Source organism: Pediococcus ethanolidurans, assembly GCF_964062635.1.
Classification (GTDB): domain Bacteria; phylum Bacillota; class Bacilli; order Lactobacillales; family Lactobacillaceae; genus Pediococcus; species Pediococcus ethanolidurans.
In genome coordinates, this window is the sequence record NZ_OZ061250.1 from 1,381,751 (window position 1) to 1,400,162 (window position 18,412).

Below are 18,412 nucleotides of genomic sequence, written 5' to 3' on the forward strand. Positions count from 1 at the left end.
GGTGGCTAACTTGTTCTTGCAATTTGCGACATTTAATCGACTAGAAGATCGGCAAGTTCTTTTACGATTTGTTCATTATTTAAATGGTGATGAAACTGTGAACTTTTATTAAACTGAAAGTACCTAATTACACTTAATAACCTAATATAAAAATATTGGCAGTAGTAAAATTTCTTTTGAATTACGTCTTTCAGCAGATCCAGACTGGTACTTAGGGCAAGCTCTTTTTTTGACACGCACCCAGCTGGTGAACCGAAGAGTGACAGTCAAACTGCTTTTAGTGATTTAAATTAACTAGAGTCACCTTTGTACTTTCGATTTTTGCACCAGTATATATAAAAAGACCCAAAACACTGAATTAGCAATGTTTTGAGTCTTTTTATGATGATATGATAGCCCGCACGGGGTTCGAACCCGTAGCTCCGCCTTGAGAGGGCGACGTCTTAAACCAATTTGACCAGCGGGCAAAATTAGTACTGTTCTAATTTATCGTATTTGAGCCGTAAAGTCAACACCCTAGCCTGCAATTACTATTTTTTCATTTCCAAAATAGTTAAATAAACAAAGGTAATAAAAAGATATAGCCAGTACACAAATATTGCAATTAAAATAAAGGGGATAAATGAGTAATTCAGAATGTTTTCGCTAACTAAACATAGGATGGCAATTACTGCCCAAACGACCAATTTCTCTTTTGTATCTGCTAGAACAGCCTTAAGATCGTGTCTATTCATAGGCGAGCTCAAGCATGTAGACTTTTTTATCAAGAATATGGGCAGTGGTCACCCAAACTTCGTGATAACTTTTCATAGGTTTTTTGGTTAAGCTGTTGAAATAATCCATCAAAACGTTATATTTATCGACGAATTCATCAGATAGACGATCAACGAGTAAAGTCTCGTTTGGAAAATAAATTTCAGGATTGGCAACTTGAAGACGATCACTAAATTTTAACTGAACCACGTTAGTGTAACCTAATGTATTAATTTCAGCTCGATCAGGGTGTTTTTGAATCTGTGATAGAATGTTATAGATTGAATCTGAATTAGTAGCCATATTTTCACCTCGCAACAGTTCTATTGTAGCAAAAAGCAGAGTACTTGTCAGTTTCTAAGACGAGTTAAGTTAAAACGTGTGTTGACAGTTTTAAAGAAACACGGTAATATTATATAGGTAAATTTAATGGGCATTCGCCAAATGGTAAGGCCACGGACTCTGAATCCGTAATTTACTGGTTCGATCCCAGTATGCCCAATAATTGGTTAGAAAAAGACCATCATATCAACATTATGTTGACCATGATGGCCTTTTTAATTTAGTTAAAAAGATTATCATTATTCAAAGGTGGACGAATATAGCCGGTGACAATTCCCATTTCACGCTTTGTTTTAGAGTCTAGTTTTTCTGGATCTGCGTCTGGTTTTACATACTTAAAAACAGCTTGTAAAGATTGGGTAGTCCGGCGATTGGCCAAATAAGAATCACTAATCGCTTGTGATATACCAACTGCAATTTTTGTGTAATCTTCACCTGCTTTTAGCTGTTTTTTGGCCTTAGAAAGTGCCTTTTGTACTTTTGGTAATGACATAACCTCAGGATCAGTGGATGCTTTACAAATTAAATTATAGAGCTCTTGATATTTTTTATTCATAATATCCCCCCATATAGTAGAATTCTTATTTCTTGATAACGCTTTTATTATGCGCCTTTCGGAATAAGATGACAAGAAGTGGTTATATAAACATACCGGTATTGTTGTTGGGATTAGTTCCAGTATGGTAGAAAAAGCGTTGCAAGTAACGGCTTTTTTAATATTAATATGATTTACTTAACGTCCTCCTTTAGGCAATTTTGAATGTTAGTATAAGTCTAATTAAAAAGAGATATTTGTATCTTTTGCTAAAAATAAAAAAATTCAAAGAAGTTGATAACATGACAACCATTGGATTCTTTTCACCATCGACACCAATCACGGCAACCAGTCCTCAAAGGTTTAAACGCTCACTTACTTTTCTTCAAAATAAGGGAATTAAGTTAGTTGCTGGAGACTTGACTGGTAGGAAGGACGGCTATCGCGCGGGTTCTATTCAAGCACGTGTAGCAGAGTTAAATGCATTGATTCAAAATCCACAAGTTGAGGTGATCATGGCGACAATTGGGGGCACCAATTCGAATGCACTTTTGCCTTATATTGATTATAAAACGCTTAAAAAGCATCCCAAGACTTTTGTTGGTTACTCTGATATGACGGCCATTCTTCTTGCCATCAAAACGCAAGTTCCGGCCTGTCGAGTTTTATATGGACCAGCGCTTGTAGCTTCATTTGGTGAATTTGAGCCACTGGTTTCACAAACCTGGCAAGATTTTATACGTGTTTTACAAACGCCTAATGGTGGAGCGGTAACCATTCAAGCACCAAAGCAATGGACAGATGAAGTTCTTAATTGGAATGAATTTACTCGTCCTAAAACATTACGTGACAATCAGTGGGTATACACAAGAACTACCAAGTTAAGCGGTCGGATTATTGGTGGTAATTTAAATACAATGTACGGTTTTATCAATTCACCATATTTCCCCAAATTTTCCCATCATGATTTGCTGTTTATTGAAGATGCCGAAAAAGATGCGGCGACGGTCGAAAAGAATTTTGCCATGTTAAAAAATGCTGGAATTTTTGATCAAGTTAAAGGTATTATTCTAGGCAAACATGTTGTTTTTGATAATTGCGATACTAGTAGAAAACCACTTGATATTTTACAGGAAATTTTGGGTGATAACCCTCTACCGATTGTTGCTGATTATGATAGTTGTCATACTGTTCCGATGATTACCACGCCAATTGGCAGTACAGCTTCATTTGATGCCCAAAAGATGCAGGCCACATTTTCTAATTTTTAAATAAAAGCCACATATCATATAAAGGATGAATGCCTATGTTGAAGAAACCCGAAGCTCTAACCCCAAATAGTAAAATCGCGATTGTCAGTCTGTCTAGCGGCATTCTTGGCGAAAGTTTTGCTGACCACCAGTTACAATTAGGGATTAGACGTTTACAAGAAATGAAATTGGTGCCAGTGTTAATGCCCAATGCTTTGAAAGGATTAACCTATTTAGCCCACCATCCACAGGCTCGGGCTGATGATTTGAAGACGGCCTTTGCCGATCCAGAAATTAAGGGGATTGTTTGCGCAATTGGTGGCGATGATACTTACCGGTTATTGCCTTATCTCTTAGAGGATGAAACATTTATTCATAATGTCCAGGCTTCTCCCAAGTTGTTTACTGGCTTTTCGGATACTACAATCAATCATCTGATGTTTTATCAATTAGGGATGCAGAGTTTTTATGGTCCTAATTTTCTAAATGATCTAGCGGAATTGGACCAAGAAATGCTACCTTACACAAAACATACTTTTATGAATTATTTTAGGAATGAAGCAACAGCTTCAATTAAATCTAGTCCTATTTGGTATGAGGAACGTGAAGACTTCTCACCAGCTGTCGTTGGAACCAAACGTATCCAGCATGTTGAACAAAAAAGGTACGAGGTACTGGAGGATCTGGACAAGTTACCGGTAGATTACTGGGTGGTTGTCTGGATAGTTTGTATGACATTTTGTCAGGCACGCGGTACCCAGATGAAAAAGGCGTTGCAGAAAAGTATCATTTATTTCCTAGTTTGGATGAGTGGCAAGATAAAATTTTGTTTATTGAAACAAGTGAGGAGAAGCCCGCGCCAGAGCTTTATAAAAAAATGTTACTTGCGCTAGACGCCAAGGGTATTTTTTCCGCTATTTCAGCACTCATTGTTGGCAAACCACAAGCAGAGGCTTTTTACGATGAGTATAACCGGATGTTACTTGCAGTTACCAAAAAATATAATTTGCCAATTTTGACAAATGTCAATTTTGGTCATGCTTATCCAAGAACTGCCCTTCCTTATGGTGGGAAGATGCAAATCGATTTTGATCGAAAGTCGTTGACACTTACGGAACCGATATTTGCGCAGGAAGAAACATTAAATAGATAACACAAAAAGTTGTTAGCTAACGGTAAAATGTTAGTTAACAACTCTTTTTGTAAAAAACTAACTTTTTGCAACTTTTTGAACCAATCTAACCACTAATAAGTGAAAGGGGGTAAGTCACGTGAAGAATGTTAAATCTCGGATGGTTAAACGTGCGATTCATGGCGATCAACAGGCTTTTGCACAACTGATTTTAGCGCAAACAGAATATTTAACGCGAACTGGATATTTATATTTATCGCGAGAAGTGGACGTGCAAGATGCAATCAGTGAAACAACCTTAATTGCATTTCATTCAATTAGTCAACTACAGAAACCAGAATTATTTCGAACTTGGCTAACTAAAATTCTGATTCGACAGTGCTACAAGCGTTACGAAGAAAAAGCATATGAAGAATATGATGTCACAAAGCTCGCAAAATTGCCAAGTAGTTTAGTTGGTGCAACGGTTGATGAGAAACTGGATCTTTTGGGGGGGATTAAAACAACTGAATAATCAGTATCGGCAAGTACTACTTATGTTTTACTATCATGGATTATCTATTCACGAAATCAGCGATATCACGCAAATACCAGAGAATACCGTAAAATCTCATTTAAAACGCGGCAAAGCCCAGTTAAAAGAGTGGTTAGGAGGGGACTATTTTGAAGAATGAAAAGTTTTCGCAACTTGTTGACCAACTTAGTGCAGCTCAAAGAATAGATTCAGCAAAAACAAAGGCAACGATTGAACAAGTTTTGACAACTTCAGGAGTTCAAATAAAACAGCGCCATCACCGTGTTATTTGGACTTTTGTAAGTTTAGTAGCAGCCATTTGTGTATTGACGCTCAGTGGAATGACTATTACTCCAGTGAATCATGTTATGGCACAAGCGCCAATTATTGGTAACTTTTTTGCCAAGTTTGATGATGACTTAGGTACCATTGTCGAAACAAATGGAAAATCACAGAAGCTGAATGTGACAAGAACCTCAAGTGGAATGAAAGTAGTTTTAAATAGTGCTTATGTACAAGGTAAAGAAATTGCCATTACAGGAACTATTGATGGACTGGACAAACCTAAGGATGATTGGCTTGATTTTTACTTAGGTCGAAATGGCGTTAAATTTTCGCAAGATAGTATGGATATGACAAAAATTGCGAACGGACGTTATCGATTTTATTTAAATGGACAAATTAAAGGTGCCGTTCCGAAAAATACGATTAATTTTCCAATCGTGTTTACAAGTTTCAAAGGGAACTTTGGCCGCTGGGCGTTTAATTTACATTTAACTCCAAGCAAAGTATCCTCAAGAAAATTGAACGGAAAACTAACTGTTGCTAATGGAGATGTGAAATTAAAGCTTCTTGGAATTGATGAATATGCAGGTGGAACCGGATTACTGAAAATTCAACAGACTAAAAAGTTTGCAAAAGATGAATTTACAATATTTAATGTCAATGTCAATAACAGCAAACAGAATTATTTACTTGCAAATTATGATCCGATTATTATTAGTGGCAGTGGTAAACAACAAGTGGTTGGTTATCGCGTTAAGAAAATGCCGAAGAATATTAAAAAAATTAAAATCGAACCTAGCTTAGGCAAGATAGAAACCTCTCAACGAACGACATTGAGTTCTTTACCATTAACAATACGTGCTAAAAGAACTTCAGAAGTTTTCAAGTTCAAAAAAGCAAGTTTAAAGAGTGGTAAATTAACCTTACGTTACTATTTGACAGGTACCGGTTCTACAGATCATCAACTTATTTCACATAATGGTAATGCACTGGCGGCCATAAATATTATGGCAAAGACCTACCATGATAATGGAAATGACAGTGTTTTTGGGAATGATTACTTGGATCAAGGAAACCATCGTTTAATAAACACCAAAACTCACGAATTTGAGTCAACTTATGATCTATCACAAAAATCAGGATTAAAAAAACTCAAACTAAGTCAGTTACAGCTACAGATTGATTATGAGGGATTACATGCTGTGCCAAAAATGAAACTACAAATTATTCAAGTTAAACAAAGATAAGTTGTCTAAAATGACGGTAAACCAGTGCTAGCACATGCTGGTTTATCGTTATTTTTAGTTTTAATCATTAAATTATATAGAGCTACTATGTAGTTTATTTTTGTCTTGCAAATGCATAGATTAAGCGTATAATCATCAATTATGACAGTGTGTCATTTTTGAGGAGGAAGAAATGCCAAAAGCAACGTTCTTTAATTTAAATGAGGCCAAAAAGGCGCGACTGATGCGTGCCGCTCAACATGAGTTTTCACGTGCACCGTTACCCGAAGTTTCGGTCAGTGCAATTGTTGCCGACGCTCAGATTCCACGTGGTAGCTTTTATCAGTACTTCGAAGATAAGGAAGATTTATACTTTTATTATTTGGGTACATTAGTGAACAACATGGAGCAGCATCTTTTGAACCTAATTAAGGAAACCAAAGGTGATTTATTTGTTTCCATGAGTCGCTTTTTTGATTATGCGGTTGAAGAAGTAATTGAAGGTCCTAATGCCGATATATTTAAAAACGATGTGGCGACTAATTTTCAACATGCACAGAATTCCAATCGTTTCGGTAAGGGACGGGCTAATTATCCATTTTTTAAAGCAATGCGTGATACGGAGGATGAAATTAATCAATCCGTTGATCAAACAAAACTGCGAGTGACAAATAGCGTGGAATTAAAAGAGCTACAACGACTTATTTTTATGGTGTTGGTACATACAATTGGTCATTATTTTCATTCTCAAAAAACAGATTCACCAGAAAACCTGGCCGACGTCAAAGCAGAATTTTCTATGACGTTGAACTGGCTTGCAAATGGCGCACTAAAATCAAAAAAGGAGCTTGGTTAAATGCTTAAATTATCACGTAAATACTTAGCCTGGTGGGCAGTAGGAATCGGTACCGTATTTTTAATCGTGCAAGTTATGTGTGATTTATGGTTACCCAATATTACTTCGGACATCATCAATAATGGTGTTGCCAAAAGTGATATTTCTTATATTTGGAATTCAGGTTATAAAATGCTGGCAATTTCATTTCTTGGAGTTTTAGCTTCTGGAGTGAATGTTTATTTTGCCGCCACACAATCACAACGAATGGGTAGTAAAATTCGTGATGCACTTTTTAAAAAGGTTTCTTTTTTGTCTAATCACGAGTTTGAACAATTTGGGGATGCGTCCCTGATTACCCGAACCACAAATGATGTTATTCAAATTCAAAATGTCATGGTTATGATTTTACGAATGATGCTGCAATCGCCAATCATGTTGGTAGGAGCGGGATTCATGGCTTACAGTAAACAGCCTGAATTAACGGCAGTTTTCTTAGTTTCTTTGCCAGTTTTAGCTGTTTTTGTAGGAATCATCATGTATTTTGCGGTACCTTTATTTCAAGGTATGCAGAAAAAAATTGATCGAATTAACTTGGTTTTCCGTGAAGGATTAACTGGCGTTCGTGTTATTCGTGCTTTCAATCGGGATAAGTTTGAACAAGATCGTTTTGAAGGTGCCAACAAAGATTATACGAGCACAGCAATTAAAGTCTTTACAATTGTTTCCTTTATGTTTCCAATTATGACTTTGATAATGAGTGGAACTAACATGGGAATCATTTGGTACGGTGCAAAATTAATTTCTAACCAAACAATGCAGGTTGGTAATTTAGTTGCCTTTATGACCTATGCAGCACAAATCTTAATGAGTTTTATGATGCTTTCAATGGTTTTTGTTTTTATTCCGCGAGCATCTGCTTCTGCAAAACGAATTAATGAAGTTATTGAAATGAAAAACAGTGTTAAGGATCCAGTTCAACCAGTAGCAACCGATAATGCCTCAAAAACAGCTTCTCTGGAATTTAATCAAGTAGATTTCCGTTATAAAGGGGCCGAGCGATTAGCTATTGATGATGCTAATTTTAAAGCAACTGCTGGACAAACGGTGGCGATTATCGGGGGAACTGGTTCAGGAAAATCAACATTGGTTAGCTTAATCCCAAGGTTCTTTGATCCTGAAAAAGGAAAAATTCTGATTAATGATACCGATGTGAAATCAATGAGTCAAAAAGATGTGCATGATCAAGTTTCCTTAGCACAACAAAAGTCAGTTCTTTTCAAAGGAACGATTCGTAAGAACATGAAATATGGTAATCCGGATGCGACGGATGATCAGATTTGGCGTGCTATGGAAATTGCGCAGGCTACTGAATTTATTCATAAAGATGAAGATGGACTTGATGCTTGGGTTGAACAAAATGGGGATAATTTCTCTGGCGGTCAAAAGCAACGTTTAACGATTGCGCGAACTTTGGTTAAACAAGCACCAATTTATGTCTTTGATGACTCGTTCTCTGCACTTGATTTTAAGACTGATGCGCAATTACGTCATTCATTGCGTGAGGATCCTCAGATTCAAAAGAGTGTAGTTGTTATTGTCGCTCAACGAATTGCGACCGTTGCTGATGCAGATTTAATTCTGGTTATTGATGGTGGTAAAATTGTTGGTCAAGGCACTCATCAAGAGTTAAAAGCCAATAATGAAACTTATCGTGAAATCATTGACTCACAAATCAAGAAGGGAGATCAGGCAAATGGCTAAAAATAGTGAAAAGAAGCCCCAACGTACCAGTGGTCACAGTGGCCACGGTATGGGCATGGGGATGCCAGTTGAAAAACCGCAACATTTCTGGAAAACAACTTGGCGTTTGCTGCGTTATCTTTCCCCTTGGATGGTTTTAGTTGGTCTAGTTTTGATTCTGGCAGCTGCCTCAGTTATTTTACAAATCAGAGCACCCAAAGTTTTAGGTGAAGCCACCACTCAGATCTTTGCGGGTGTAATGAAGGGTTCCGCACAAATGAAAGCTGGAATTGGCTTACACACGTTGCCCATTAACTTTACAAAGATTGTTCATATTTTAACAACTGTTGGTATTTTATACGGATTGTCTGCTTTGTTTAGTTTTGCACAACAAGCCGTCATGACGCAGGTTTCACAGCGAGCAGTTTTCCAAATGCGTAAAGATTTTAAAGCTAAGTTACAACGAGTACCAGTTTCTTATTATGATACGCACTCTAACGGTGATGTTATGAGTCGAATGTCCAATGATATGGATAACATTTCTGGAACTTTGCAGCAAAGTTTAACACAGTTGGTTACCAGCGTGCTTCAATTTGTTGGTGTTTTGTACATGATGTTAACAATTAGTTGGAAACTGACTCTAATTGCTGTTTTGACTGTACCTCTCAGTTTAATCGTGGTCGCTTTTGTGGCACCTAAGTCACAGAAATTCTTTGCTGGACAACAAAAGCATTTAGGCTTATTAAACGATCAAGTTGAAGAAACTTATGCTGGACATACAGTTATTAAGAGTTTTAACCATGAAGATAAAGCAATTCAAGATTTTAAAAAAGAAAATGATAAGTATTTAGGCTATGCTTGGAAGGCACAATTTGTTTCCGGCTTGATTATGCCATTAATGAACTTTATTAAAAACTTGGGTTATGTTTTCGTTGCCGTTGTTGGTGGAATCGAAGTTGCTCATGGACAGATCACTTTAGGTAATGTCCAAGCCTTTCTTCAATATACCCAACAATTTTCACAGCCAATTACGCAAATTGCCAATTTAACGAATACAATTCAGATGACAATTGCTTCTGCAGAACGAATTTTTGCAGTTTTAGATGAACCAGAAATGGAAGAAACTCATGTGGAAATTCCAGATATGAAGAATCCAGATGCTGAAGTTATCTTTGACCATGTTGATTTTCGTTATGTAGAAGATACACCACTTATTCAAGACTTTAACTTGAAAGTTAATTCTGGTGAAATGGTTGCAATTGTGGGGCCAACTGGTGCTGGAAAAACTACGATCATTAACTTACTTGAACGCTTCTATGACATTAAGGATGGATCGATCAAATTGGACGGAGTTGATACTCGTAATTTAAGTCGGGCTAAGTTGCGTTCTGATTTTGCGATGGTTTTGCAGGATACATGGTTGTTTACCGGCACAATTCGTGAAAATATTGAGTATGGACGTGAAAGTGCGACCGATGAAGACATGGTGCAATCAGCTAAAGCAGCCCATGCAGATACCTTCATCCGTCAGCTCCCAGATGGTTACGACACAGTTCTAAACGAAGCTGCAAGCAATATTTCACAGGGACAACGCCAATTATTGACTATTGCACGAGCTTTCTTAGCTGATCCCAAGGTATTGATTTTGGATGAAGCGACGAGTTCTGTTGATACGCGGACAGAAGTTTTGATTCAGCATGCGATGAATAAATTGTTAAAGAATCGGACTAGTTTTGTTGTTGCGCATCGATTGTCAACGATTCGGAATGCACAAAATATTGTTGTGGTTAATCATGGTCAAATTGTCGAAACGGGTAATCATGATAGTTTGATGGCTCAAAATGGTTTCTATGCTGACTTGTACAACAGTCAGTTCTCTGGTAATGAAGTGATCTAAAAATTAGATTTTAAATTAAAAATACCACTATTCGCAGTTTGTCTCTTAATAAAGTGAGACAATTAATGAGTAGTGGTATTTTTAGTTTAATAACTAAAGGTTGAAAGCCCAAAACACATCTCGTTGCCTGAGATAAAAGCGTTTTTGGTAACAAAATTAGATTAAAATGCCGTCCTACGGCTCACCCGGTCTGGAACGGGGTGCGAGTTCTTGCGGCTGATTTTGGCCACAAGAATCGACATCGTATGAAACATTAAAGTTTTCGGCACGAAAACTAACCCTTATGTGTAATAGTGGGCACGATTTGAAGCCAAGAAGAACACTTGTCTTCAAACTCGGCCTTATCCTAAGTAATAAATTACTAAGGATAATTTCACCCCTGAGACCAATCGCCTCCGTACTAAGAACGGTTGATGTTTCAATAATGCTCAGTAACGCTGATATAATAACCTTTATTTCTCTATGTAGATTGCAGAGATTAGACTTAGTCTGGAAGCAAATGGGCTCAGTAGTGACATTTATCTTAGCGGTTTTCGCTTAGATAAAGGCCGAGCTTGGAGACGTGGTTTGCGGCTTAAGTCGTGCCCACTACTACGTGTAGAAGAATGATTTTCGTTCCGAAAATCTTGATACTCCGTACGATGTCGATTCTTGTGGCAAAAATCAGCCGCAAGAACTCGCACTACGTTCCAGCCCAAATTTGCTGGAAGACGGCATTTTAGACTATTTTTTATAGGCTACGTCGTTTAACAGCAGTTATTGAAGTGATTTTGATACTTTCAACCTTTAGTTTAATGATTAGGAGCAATATAAGATGAATGGCCAATATTCAAATATAGAAGAACAAATTAAAAAAATGGTCGCGCAAAAAATTGTACCAGGAGTTTCTTATGCCATTATTGATCATGAAAAGGTTTTTAAAAAAGTTTTAGGAGAAGCAGAAATTAAACCACAATCACGTTTGTTACGTCCAAAGATGACCTATGACGTGGCTTCCTTAACTAAGGTTGTGGGAACTGAAATAGTGATCAGCCAACTTGTGGAAGCAGGAAAACTCTCTTATGATCAACAAGTAGTGACTATTTTACCTAATTTTTTTGATTCAAGAATTACCATTCGTCATTTACTGACCCATACTTCAGGAATCACGGGTTATATTCCGCACCGAAATGAATTAAGTACGACGGCATTACTCAAGGCCTTGTTTACACTTGAAATTGGTCCTGACTTCAATCAAAAAGTGGTTTATTCCGATTTGAATTATATTTTTCTTGGATTAATTGTTGAACGCATTTTGCACATGCCGGTTCAAGCTGCCATTACGGAGCACGTGTTAAGACCCTTAAACTTGTTTCATTCTGAATTTGATCCGGACCCTCTAAGTTGCGTACCAACAGAGTGGAGTGATCAAGGTGGCCTTATTCAAGGAACGGTACATGATCCTAAGGCCCAGATTCTGGGTGCACATTGTGGGTCCGCTGGTCTTTTTTCGACGCTCGATGATCTGACTAAGTTTGTGAATTGGTTACTTCATCCAGAAATGAACACATCCGTTTTAAAGAGTGAAACTGTAAAGCAGTTATTTAAAAATCAAACGGCTAATCCTAAGTTAACACGATCATTTGGGTGGGGATTAATTGAACAAATTGATGATGGTAATGACCATTGGGTATTAAAACATAGCGGGTTTACAGGCACCATGCTATTAGTGGATGCGGCACGCCAACAAGGACTTATTTTTTTATCTAATCGTGTGCATCCTACCGCTGATAATCAAATTTATTTTAGTTATCGGCAGGCTGTTATTGATGCGTTTTTGCAAACAGATAAAATTTAATTTGAGTTAATGAGAAGAATAGCATGAAGTAATTTAAAATCAAAAATTTGTATATACATTTTTCAAACTGAATACTGAAAGCGCTTCGGTTTTATGGTAAACTATTCGTGTAGTAGTGGAATAAAGTTTTGTCTGACAAAATTGCTGAATTGTAGGAGCAGTTTTGCGTACGAAAAAGATATAAAAGATGAGGAGAGATAGTTTTGAGTGAACCGTTATTCTTGGCACCAGTATTTCATGAGAAAATCTGGGGTGGCAATAAATTAGCAACTGAGTTTGGATATAAAATACCTAGTGATAAAACTGGAGAATGTTGGGCAATTTCTGCTCATCCGCATGGCCCGGCTTCTGTTATTAATGGACCTTATAAGGGATTAACTTTGGATCAGGTTTGGGCACAGCATCGTGAGGCTTTTGGTAATGCGAAAGGCGATGTTTTCCCACTCTTAACTAAAATCCTAGATGCGAACGATGATTTGTCGGTTCAGGTTCATCCTAATGATGCTTATGCAGCAGAGCATGAGCATGAATTGGGTAAAACTGAGTGCTGGTATGTGATCTCAGCAGAGCCAGGAGCAGAATTATATTATGGTCATAATGCGAAGACACGTGAAGAATTAGCAGATTGGATTAACCACGGAGAGTGGGATAAACTATTCCGACGTGTACCGGTTAAGGCTGGCGACTTTTACTATGTACCAAGTGGCATGATTCATGCTTTGGGTAAAGGTATCATGGTGCTTGAAACACAACAAAGTAGTGACACGACATACCGTTTGTATGATTTTGATCGAGTTGATAAGAAAACTGGTCAGAAACGTGAGTTGCATTTGAAACAATCTATTGATGTGACCACAGTGCCGCACCAGGATCCCAAGTTAAATATTGAAAAATCAAAGGTTGGTGATGCGGAAGTCACAACTTACGTAAAACCACCAGTTTCACCACATTTCTCAGTTTATCAATGGGCATTAAAAAATGGTACCGCAACTTTCAAACGGAGCACAGCACCTTATACGTTGGTTTCCGTTTTGAAGGGTGAAGGTAAGATTGAAGTTGATGGAAAGAGTTATGACATCAAGAAGGGTGTTCATTTTATCTTGCCATATCAGGTTAAAGAATGGACTTTGACAGGCGACTTACAGATTATTGCAAGTGAACCTGGAGAAGCATAAACTCAATAAAAAAACGGTTAGCTTTGAATAATTCATTCATTGCTAACCGTTTTTTACTTAGAAAGTTTCGGGAATTTTTAATGCTTTTTGTTTAGTTAAATCGGCCTGTGGATATTTGCGTTTCAAAGCAGTAATTAAAAGTTTTTTTGCCAAAGAACCATTACGAGTCAAAATGGGACCATGAAAATAAGAGCCATAAACATTTTTATAGATGACGCCTTCCGTTTTATCTTGGCCGTTATTGCCGTGACCACTTTCAACAATCCCAAGTGGCTTTTCGCCTTTGCCTAAATAGGTCATACCATTATGATTCTCAAACCCGTGGTATTCTTCTTGAGTTTGCTTATTTTTAATTAGAATATCACCGATAAAGCGATTGTGATCTTGACTAAGCGTGTAATGATCTAAGGCACCAATCCCCGGAATTTTTTCACCATCAGCGCCAATGTAATAATGACCTAAAAGTTGATAACCACCGCAAATGGCCAGCATTGGACCGCCTTCATTGATGTATTTAGTCAATTCTTCTTTTTTTGAGGGGATATCTTTTGAAACAATTAATTGTTCATAATCCTGACCACCACCGAAGAATGCTAAATCAAAGTCTGCTGCTTTGAAATCATCGTCAATACTAATTACTTTTACGTTAAGTTGGGTATCCATTTGCTTGCCATAATATTTAAGTGCGAGTAAGTTGCCATTATCACCATAGGTATTGAGCAAATTTCCGTAGAGATGAGCAACATTTAAGGAATATTTCAATTAAATTCCCTCCTTAATATAACCATCATCGGCTAATTGTTTGCGTAATTGTAACATCGCTGTGTAAGTTGCAAAAACATAAATGCGTTTTGTAGGTAAATCTTTAAATTTATTGATAGCAACATGTAAGTTTGGTTCCACGATTAACTTATCATCTGGGACGCCAGCAACTTTCAAACGAAATGTAATATCTTTGTAGCGTTCGCCACCGGTCATGAATTGTTGAATATTCATTTTAGGTAGTTTTTCAAATTCACCATCCCAAATCCAGCTAGTATCAATACCGTCAGCGTAATTTGCGTTCAATAAGCCAACCAATGAAAATGGTTTGGTTTCGGTTCCAACCATATCAATGACTTGATTTAAGCCAACCGGATTTTTGACTAGGACAATGGTTACTTCCTTGTCACCAACCTGAATTTGTTCTTGCCGGCCAAAAACGCGTTCATCTGGATCATTTAAAGCAGTTGCGATTTTATCGTCTTCAACTCCCATAAATTTACCAACAGCGTATGCAGCTAAAGCATTGTAAACATTATACAAGCCACCAATATGCAAATTAAAAGTAGTCTTATCAATTGTAAAAGTAGAAGTTGCAGGGGTTAATTGATCAACACTAGTTAATTGATAATTAAGGTTGGGACGTTTAAAGCCACAGTTAGGACAGAAATATTTACCTAAGTTGCTGTAAACAATGAACTTGTAGTGCAAGACGTGCTGACAAACAGGACATAAAATACCATCTGTGTTAACGTCAGCAGTTGTGTCATGGTCTGCCTGGTTATTAAAGCCATAATACTGAATCGGATTGGGTAATTTTTTTGAATTAAAAATGGAAGCATCACCGTTTGCTATGACGGTTGCTTCAGGAGCTAAAGCAATACCGTCTAAGATCTTTTGGTAAGTTGTATAAATTTCGCCGTAACGATCCATTTGATCACGAAAAATGTTTGTTAAAACAAATGCTAACGGTTTAATATATTTAGTCACCATAATAACGTTTGCTTCATCAACTTCTAAAACGGCGATTTGTCGTCCATTTTTGGATTTTTTAGCTGTTAAAAAAGTTGTCACAATTCCCTGTTCCATATTGGAGCCGCTCGGATTAGTAAGTACATGATCAAATTTTTGATTTAAAACTTTTACTGTTAGTGCTGTCGTCAATGTTTTTCCGTTGGTTCCGGTGATGACGATCACATCGTAGTTTTTTCCTAAGACTTTTAAAATGTCAGGATCAATTTTTGTGGTTAATTTTCCGGGAAGAGAACTTCCACCATTCCGAAATTTATGCAAAAACCAGTAGGCTGATTTTCCAGTCGTAATTGCAAGTGTGCTTTTGAGTGACATGAGACTCCTCCATTAAGTTGTTAAAAGGCTGGAAAAACATCTTTTTTTCTAGCCATAATGTTTCTATCTTGTAGCTTTATGTGCCACGTGCTAAATCCTAAAAGTTAATTTTAAGCCCTATGACACAAAAAAGAAAGTTATCAGAAAAAAGAATGTCTTAAGATTATTTCGTTTTTATTCAGAGATGAAATTTTTCTGGTTATCGGCTATACTAAATAGGAAGTAAAAACAAAGGGAGAAACTACTTTGGCACAGTTATTTTTTCACTATGGCGCAATGAACAGTGGTAAATCGATTGAAATTTTAAAGGTTGCTCATAATTATGAAGAACAGCATAAATCTGTTATTTTAATGACCAGCGGCATTGACACAAGAAAGAGTGTCGGTGAAATTGCTAGCCGGATTGGATTGCATAGAACAGCTGAGCCTGTTTTTGACAAAACAGATATTTATCAGCGCGTTTCGGAACTGAATCCCGATGCGGCTTGTGTATTAATTGATGAGGCTCAGTTTTTAAAAAAGCATCATATTATTGAACTTGCAAAAATTGTGGATGATTTAAATATTCCAGTGATGACTTTTGGTCTTAAAAATGATTTTCGTAATGAATTATTTGAAGGTTCTAAATACCTACTGATCTATGCGGATAAAATTGAAGAAATGAAGACCATTTGTTGGTTCTGTAAACACAAAGCAATTATGAATTTACGATTTGCAAACGGTAAACCAGTCTATGAAGGAGAACAGGTTCAAATTGGTGGCAACGAAGCTTATTATCCAGTTTGTCGTCGTCATTATATGAATCCTCCTTTGGATGAAATGAGGAAAGATAGTTAATGAATGATTTTATTGATAAATTACAGGCAGTAGCTGATCGCTATGATGAGTTGAATGAACTTTTAGCTGATCCTGATGTGATTTCTGATTCACAGAAATTTACAGAACTGTCTAAAGAAGAAGCAAGCATTCGTGAAACAGTTGCTAAATTTCATGAATACAAAAAAGTTATTGGTCAAATTGCTGATGACGAAGAAATGCAACGTGAAAAACTTGATCCGGAAATGGATGAGTTAGTTAAGTCTGAGCTTAGTACGTTAAAAAAACAACGTGATGACCTTGAGGAGCAAATTAAGGTTTTAATGTTACCAACGGATCCTAATGATGATAAAAACATTATTATGGAAATCCATGGTGCAGCTGGTGGGGATGAAGCTAGTTTGTTTGCCGCAGATCTTTTCAACATGTATTCTCGTTATGCTGAGAATCAAGGATGGAAAGTTCAAGTTGTTGATGAAAACGCAACTGAAGTGGGTGGTTTCAAAGAAATTGTGTTGATGATTTCTGGAGATCGTGTTTATTCCAAACTTAAGTATGAAAATGGTGCCCACCGAGTTCAACGTGTCCCTGTGACCGAGTCAGCAGGACGAGTGCATACCTCCACAGCAACAGTTGGTGTCATGCCTGAAGCTGAGGATGTGGATATTGATATTGATCCAAAAGATATCAGAACTGACGTCTATCGTTCATCTGGTGCTGGTGGTCAGCATATTAATAAAACTTCGTCTGCGGTTCGAATGACACATTTACCAACCGGTATTGTAGTGGCGATGCAAGATGAACGCTCACAGCAGCAAAACCGTGTCAAAGCCATGCAGATTTTAAAGGCGCGTGTTTACGATTACTACCAAACACGTGAACAGGATGCCTATGATGCAGAGCGGAAGAGTGCAGTTGGAACGGGCGATCGTTCTGAACGAATTCGTACTTATAATTATCCACAAAATCGCGTAACTGATCATCGGATTGGATTAAGTTTAAATAAACTGGATCGAATTATGAATGGTGAGTTAGATGAAATTATTGATGCTTTGATTTTAGACGATCAAGCAAAAAAGATGGAGCAACTTCGTAATGAATGACCCCACCTATTTAGAGGCCCTTAAGTGGGCTTTTTTGTATCTAAAACCCATTGATCAGGAAGGCATCGACGAAAGTGGCGCCAAATTATTATTGGCTAACATGATGAATTGGAATAATACGCAACTGATTTTGCATTATCGCGATTCAATGAAGTTAAGTGATTGGTTGGCCTATCAAAAAAATATTCATCAGTATGCTAAGGGCGTTCCCGCTCAATACGTGACTAATCAAGCGACGTTTTATGGTAACAATTTATTTGTAGATGAAAGAGTGCTGATTCCTCGTTTTGAAACGGAAGAGTTGGTTGAATGGGTACTTAAAGATAACGATGAGACCCCCTGTACAGTTTTAGATATAGGCACCGGATCAGGAGCAATTGCGATTGCCTTAAAAAAACAGCGACCAAACTGGCAAATCACGGGGTCAGATATTTCTAAAGCTGCTTTGCAAGTTGCTCAAAAAAATGTTAACTTACAAAAAATTGAAGTTGCTTTGATTCAAAGTGATTTATTTGAAAATTTAGGTAATCAAAAGTTTGATATTATTGTGTCTAATCCGCCATATATCGCAGAATCAGAGAAGACTGTGATGGATCAGAGTGTCATTCAGTATGAACCCAATCAGGCGTTGTTTGCAAAAGAACAGGGTTTAGCGATCTATCGACAAATCAGTCAACAAGTGAAGGAGCATCTTACCGTTCACGGTCGATTATACTGTGAATTTGGCTATCATCAAAAACAGGCATTAGAAAATTTATTTCAGGATACAAGTAGTAATTATCAGGTAGAGTTTAAAAAAGACGTCACTAATCATGATCGCATGATGCGGGTAACATTGAATAACGAGAGGAAGGTTTAAT

General features: G+C 37.2%; 16 protein-coding genes, 2 tRNA genes and 1 pseudogene. 14 read left to right on the forward strand and 5 right to left on the reverse strand.

The features are described 5' to 3' along the window. Positions 1-393: 393 nt before the first annotated feature. Positions 394-466 (reverse strand) — tRNA-Glu (locus AB3219_RS06825). Between the two features lie 260 nt (positions 467-726). Beyond that, positions 727-1,056: a hypothetical protein gene (locus tag AB3219_RS06830; RefSeq protein WP_057807232.1), complete on the reverse strand. Its 330-nt coding sequence runs from the start codon at positions 1,054-1,056 to the stop codon at positions 727-729. Between the two features lie 127 nt (positions 1,057-1,183). Here AB3219_RS06830 and AB3219_RS06835 point away from each other — a divergent pair. Continuing rightward, positions 1,184-1,255, forward strand: a tRNA-Gln gene (locus AB3219_RS06835). Between the two features lie 60 nt (positions 1,256-1,315). Here the strand turns inward: AB3219_RS06835 and AB3219_RS06840 are convergent. Further along, a complete protein-coding gene (locus AB3219_RS06840) occupies positions 1,316-1,651 on the reverse strand; it encodes a bacteriocin immunity protein (RefSeq protein ID WP_216762448.1) in 336 nt (111 codons plus the stop codon). 281 nt (positions 1,652-1,932) lie between these two features. On the opposite strand from AB3219_RS06840, the gene AB3219_RS06845 reads away from it, so the two are divergent. The 10 genes and pseudogenes from AB3219_RS06845 (at position 1,933) to manA (ending at position 13,524) form a co-directional block, all read left to right on the forward strand. Then, the gene (locus AB3219_RS06845; protein ID WP_216754268.1) at positions 1,933-2,901 is read left to right on the forward strand and encodes a S66 peptidase family protein; all 969 of its coding nucleotides are present in this window, start codon (positions 1,933-1,935) and stop codon (positions 2,899-2,901) included. 38 nt (positions 2,902-2,939) lie between these two features. Then, positions 2,940-4,033: pseudogene (locus AB3219_RS06850) on the forward strand (S66 peptidase family protein). Between the two features lie 118 nt (positions 4,034-4,151). Beyond that, positions 4,152-4,526 carry a sigma factor gene (locus AB3219_RS06855; protein ID WP_216754267.1) on the forward strand — a complete coding sequence of 125 codons (375 nt, stop codon included), beginning with the start codon at positions 4,152-4,154 and terminating at the stop codon, positions 4,524-4,526. A 22-nt stretch (positions 4,527-4,548) separates the two neighbouring features. After that, on the forward strand, positions 4,549-4,686 hold the full coding sequence (locus AB3219_RS06860; RefSeq protein ID WP_216754266.1) for a sigma factor-like helix-turn-helix DNA-binding protein: 138 nt from the start codon (positions 4,549-4,551) through the stop codon (positions 4,684-4,686). Beyond that, entirely contained in the window at positions 4,676-6,058 is a 1,383-nt protein-coding gene (locus AB3219_RS06865) for a DUF4179 domain-containing protein (protein ID WP_216754265.1), read from the forward strand. The genes AB3219_RS06860 and AB3219_RS06865 overlap by 11 nt, the downstream gene beginning before the upstream one ends. Before the next feature lie 172 nt (positions 6,059-6,230). Continuing rightward, positions 6,231-6,893: a TetR/AcrR family transcriptional regulator gene (locus tag AB3219_RS06870; RefSeq protein WP_216754264.1), complete on the forward strand. Its 663-nt coding sequence runs from the start codon at positions 6,231-6,233 to the stop codon at positions 6,891-6,893. Then, the gene (locus AB3219_RS06875; protein WP_216754263.1) at positions 6,894-8,636 is read left to right on the forward strand and encodes an ABC transporter ATP-binding protein; all 1,743 of its coding nucleotides are present in this window, start codon (positions 6,894-6,896) and stop codon (positions 8,634-8,636) included. It begins immediately after the preceding gene. Positions 8,637-8,685: 49 nt separating this feature from the next. Then, positions 8,686-10,512: an ABC transporter ATP-binding protein gene (locus tag AB3219_RS06880; protein WP_253953499.1), complete on the forward strand. Its 1,827-nt coding sequence runs from the start codon at positions 8,686-8,688 to the stop codon at positions 10,510-10,512. Between the two features lie 814 nt (positions 10,513-11,326). Then, complete coding sequence (locus tag AB3219_RS06885) at positions 11,327-12,349, forward strand: serine hydrolase (protein WP_216754261.1); 1,023 nt, start codon at positions 11,327-11,329, stop codon at positions 12,347-12,349. A 203-nt stretch (positions 12,350-12,552) separates the two neighbouring features. Continuing rightward, a complete protein-coding gene (gene manA, locus AB3219_RS06890; protein WP_216754260.1) occupies positions 12,553-13,524 on the forward strand; it encodes a mannose-6-phosphate isomerase, class I in 972 nt (323 codons plus the stop codon). A gap of 57 nt (positions 13,525-13,581) precedes the next feature. Here manA and AB3219_RS06895 read toward each other — a convergent pair whose 3' ends face one another. Further along, complete coding sequence (locus AB3219_RS06895) at positions 13,582-14,286, reverse strand: type 1 glutamine amidotransferase (RefSeq protein ID WP_216754259.1); 705 nt, start codon at positions 14,284-14,286, stop codon at positions 13,582-13,584. Next, positions 14,287-15,633: a Mur ligase family protein gene (locus AB3219_RS06900; protein ID WP_216754258.1), complete on the reverse strand. Its 1,347-nt coding sequence runs from the start codon at positions 15,631-15,633 to the stop codon at positions 14,287-14,289. A 246-nt stretch (positions 15,634-15,879) separates the two neighbouring features. On the opposite strand from AB3219_RS06900, the gene AB3219_RS06905 reads away from it, so the two are divergent. The 3 genes from AB3219_RS06905 to prmC are packed head-to-tail and all read left to right on the forward strand — an operon-like array spanning position 15,880 to position 18,411. Continuing rightward, positions 15,880-16,470, forward strand: coding sequence for a thymidine kinase (locus AB3219_RS06905; RefSeq protein WP_057807255.1), 591 nt, complete (start codon positions 15,880-15,882; stop codon positions 16,468-16,470). Further along, positions 16,470-17,552, forward strand: a complete 1,083-nt coding sequence (gene prfA, locus AB3219_RS06910) for a peptide chain release factor 1 (protein ID WP_057807257.1) — start codon at positions 16,470-16,472, stop codon at positions 17,550-17,552. Before AB3219_RS06905 ends, prfA begins: the two co-directional genes overlap by 1 nt. Then, complete coding sequence (gene prmC / locus AB3219_RS06915; RefSeq protein ID WP_216754257.1) at positions 17,545-18,411, forward strand: peptide chain release factor N(5)-glutamine methyltransferase; 867 nt, start codon at positions 17,545-17,547, stop codon at positions 18,409-18,411. Before prfA ends, prmC begins: the two co-directional genes overlap by 8 nt. The last annotated feature ends 1 nt before the right edge of the window (position 18,412 follow it).

Bases quoted from the DNA above. Each gene is read 5' to 3' on its own strand.
- prfA (WP_057807257.1), top strand. From the start codon at position 16,470: ATGAATGATTTTATTGATAAATTACAGGCAGTAGCTGATCGCTATGAT.
- AB3219_RS06900 (WP_216754258.1), bottom strand. From the start codon at position 15,633: ATGTCACTCAAAAGCACACTTGCAATTACGACTGGAAAATCAGCCTAC.
- AB3219_RS06845 (WP_216754268.1), top strand. From the start codon at position 1,933: ATGACAACCATTGGATTCTTTTCACCATCGACACCAATCACGGCAACC.
- AB3219_RS06840 (WP_216762448.1), bottom strand. From the start codon at position 1,651: ATGAATAAAAAATATCAAGAGCTCTATAATTTAATTTGTAAAGCATCC.
- AB3219_RS06870 (WP_216754264.1), top strand. From the start codon at position 6,231: ATGCCAAAAGCAACGTTCTTTAATTTAAATGAGGCCAAAAAGGCGCGA.
- AB3219_RS06875 (WP_216754263.1), top strand. From the start codon at position 6,894: ATGCTTAAATTATCACGTAAATACTTAGCCTGGTGGGCAGTAGGAATC.
- AB3219_RS06885 (WP_216754261.1), top strand. From the start codon at position 11,327: ATGAATGGCCAATATTCAAATATAGAAGAACAAATTAAAAAAATGGTC.
- AB3219_RS06880 (WP_253953499.1), top strand. From the start codon at position 8,686: ATGGGCATGGGGATGCCAGTTGAAAAACCGCAACATTTCTGGAAAACA.
- prmC (WP_216754257.1), top strand. From the start codon at position 17,545: ATGAATGACCCCACCTATTTAGAGGCCCTTAAGTGGGCTTTTTTGTAT.
- AB3219_RS06830 (WP_057807232.1), bottom strand. From the start codon at position 1,056: ATGGCTACTAATTCAGATTCAATCTATAACATTCTATCACAGATTCAA.
- AB3219_RS06860 (WP_216754266.1), top strand. From the start codon at position 4,549: ATGTTTTACTATCATGGATTATCTATTCACGAAATCAGCGATATCACG.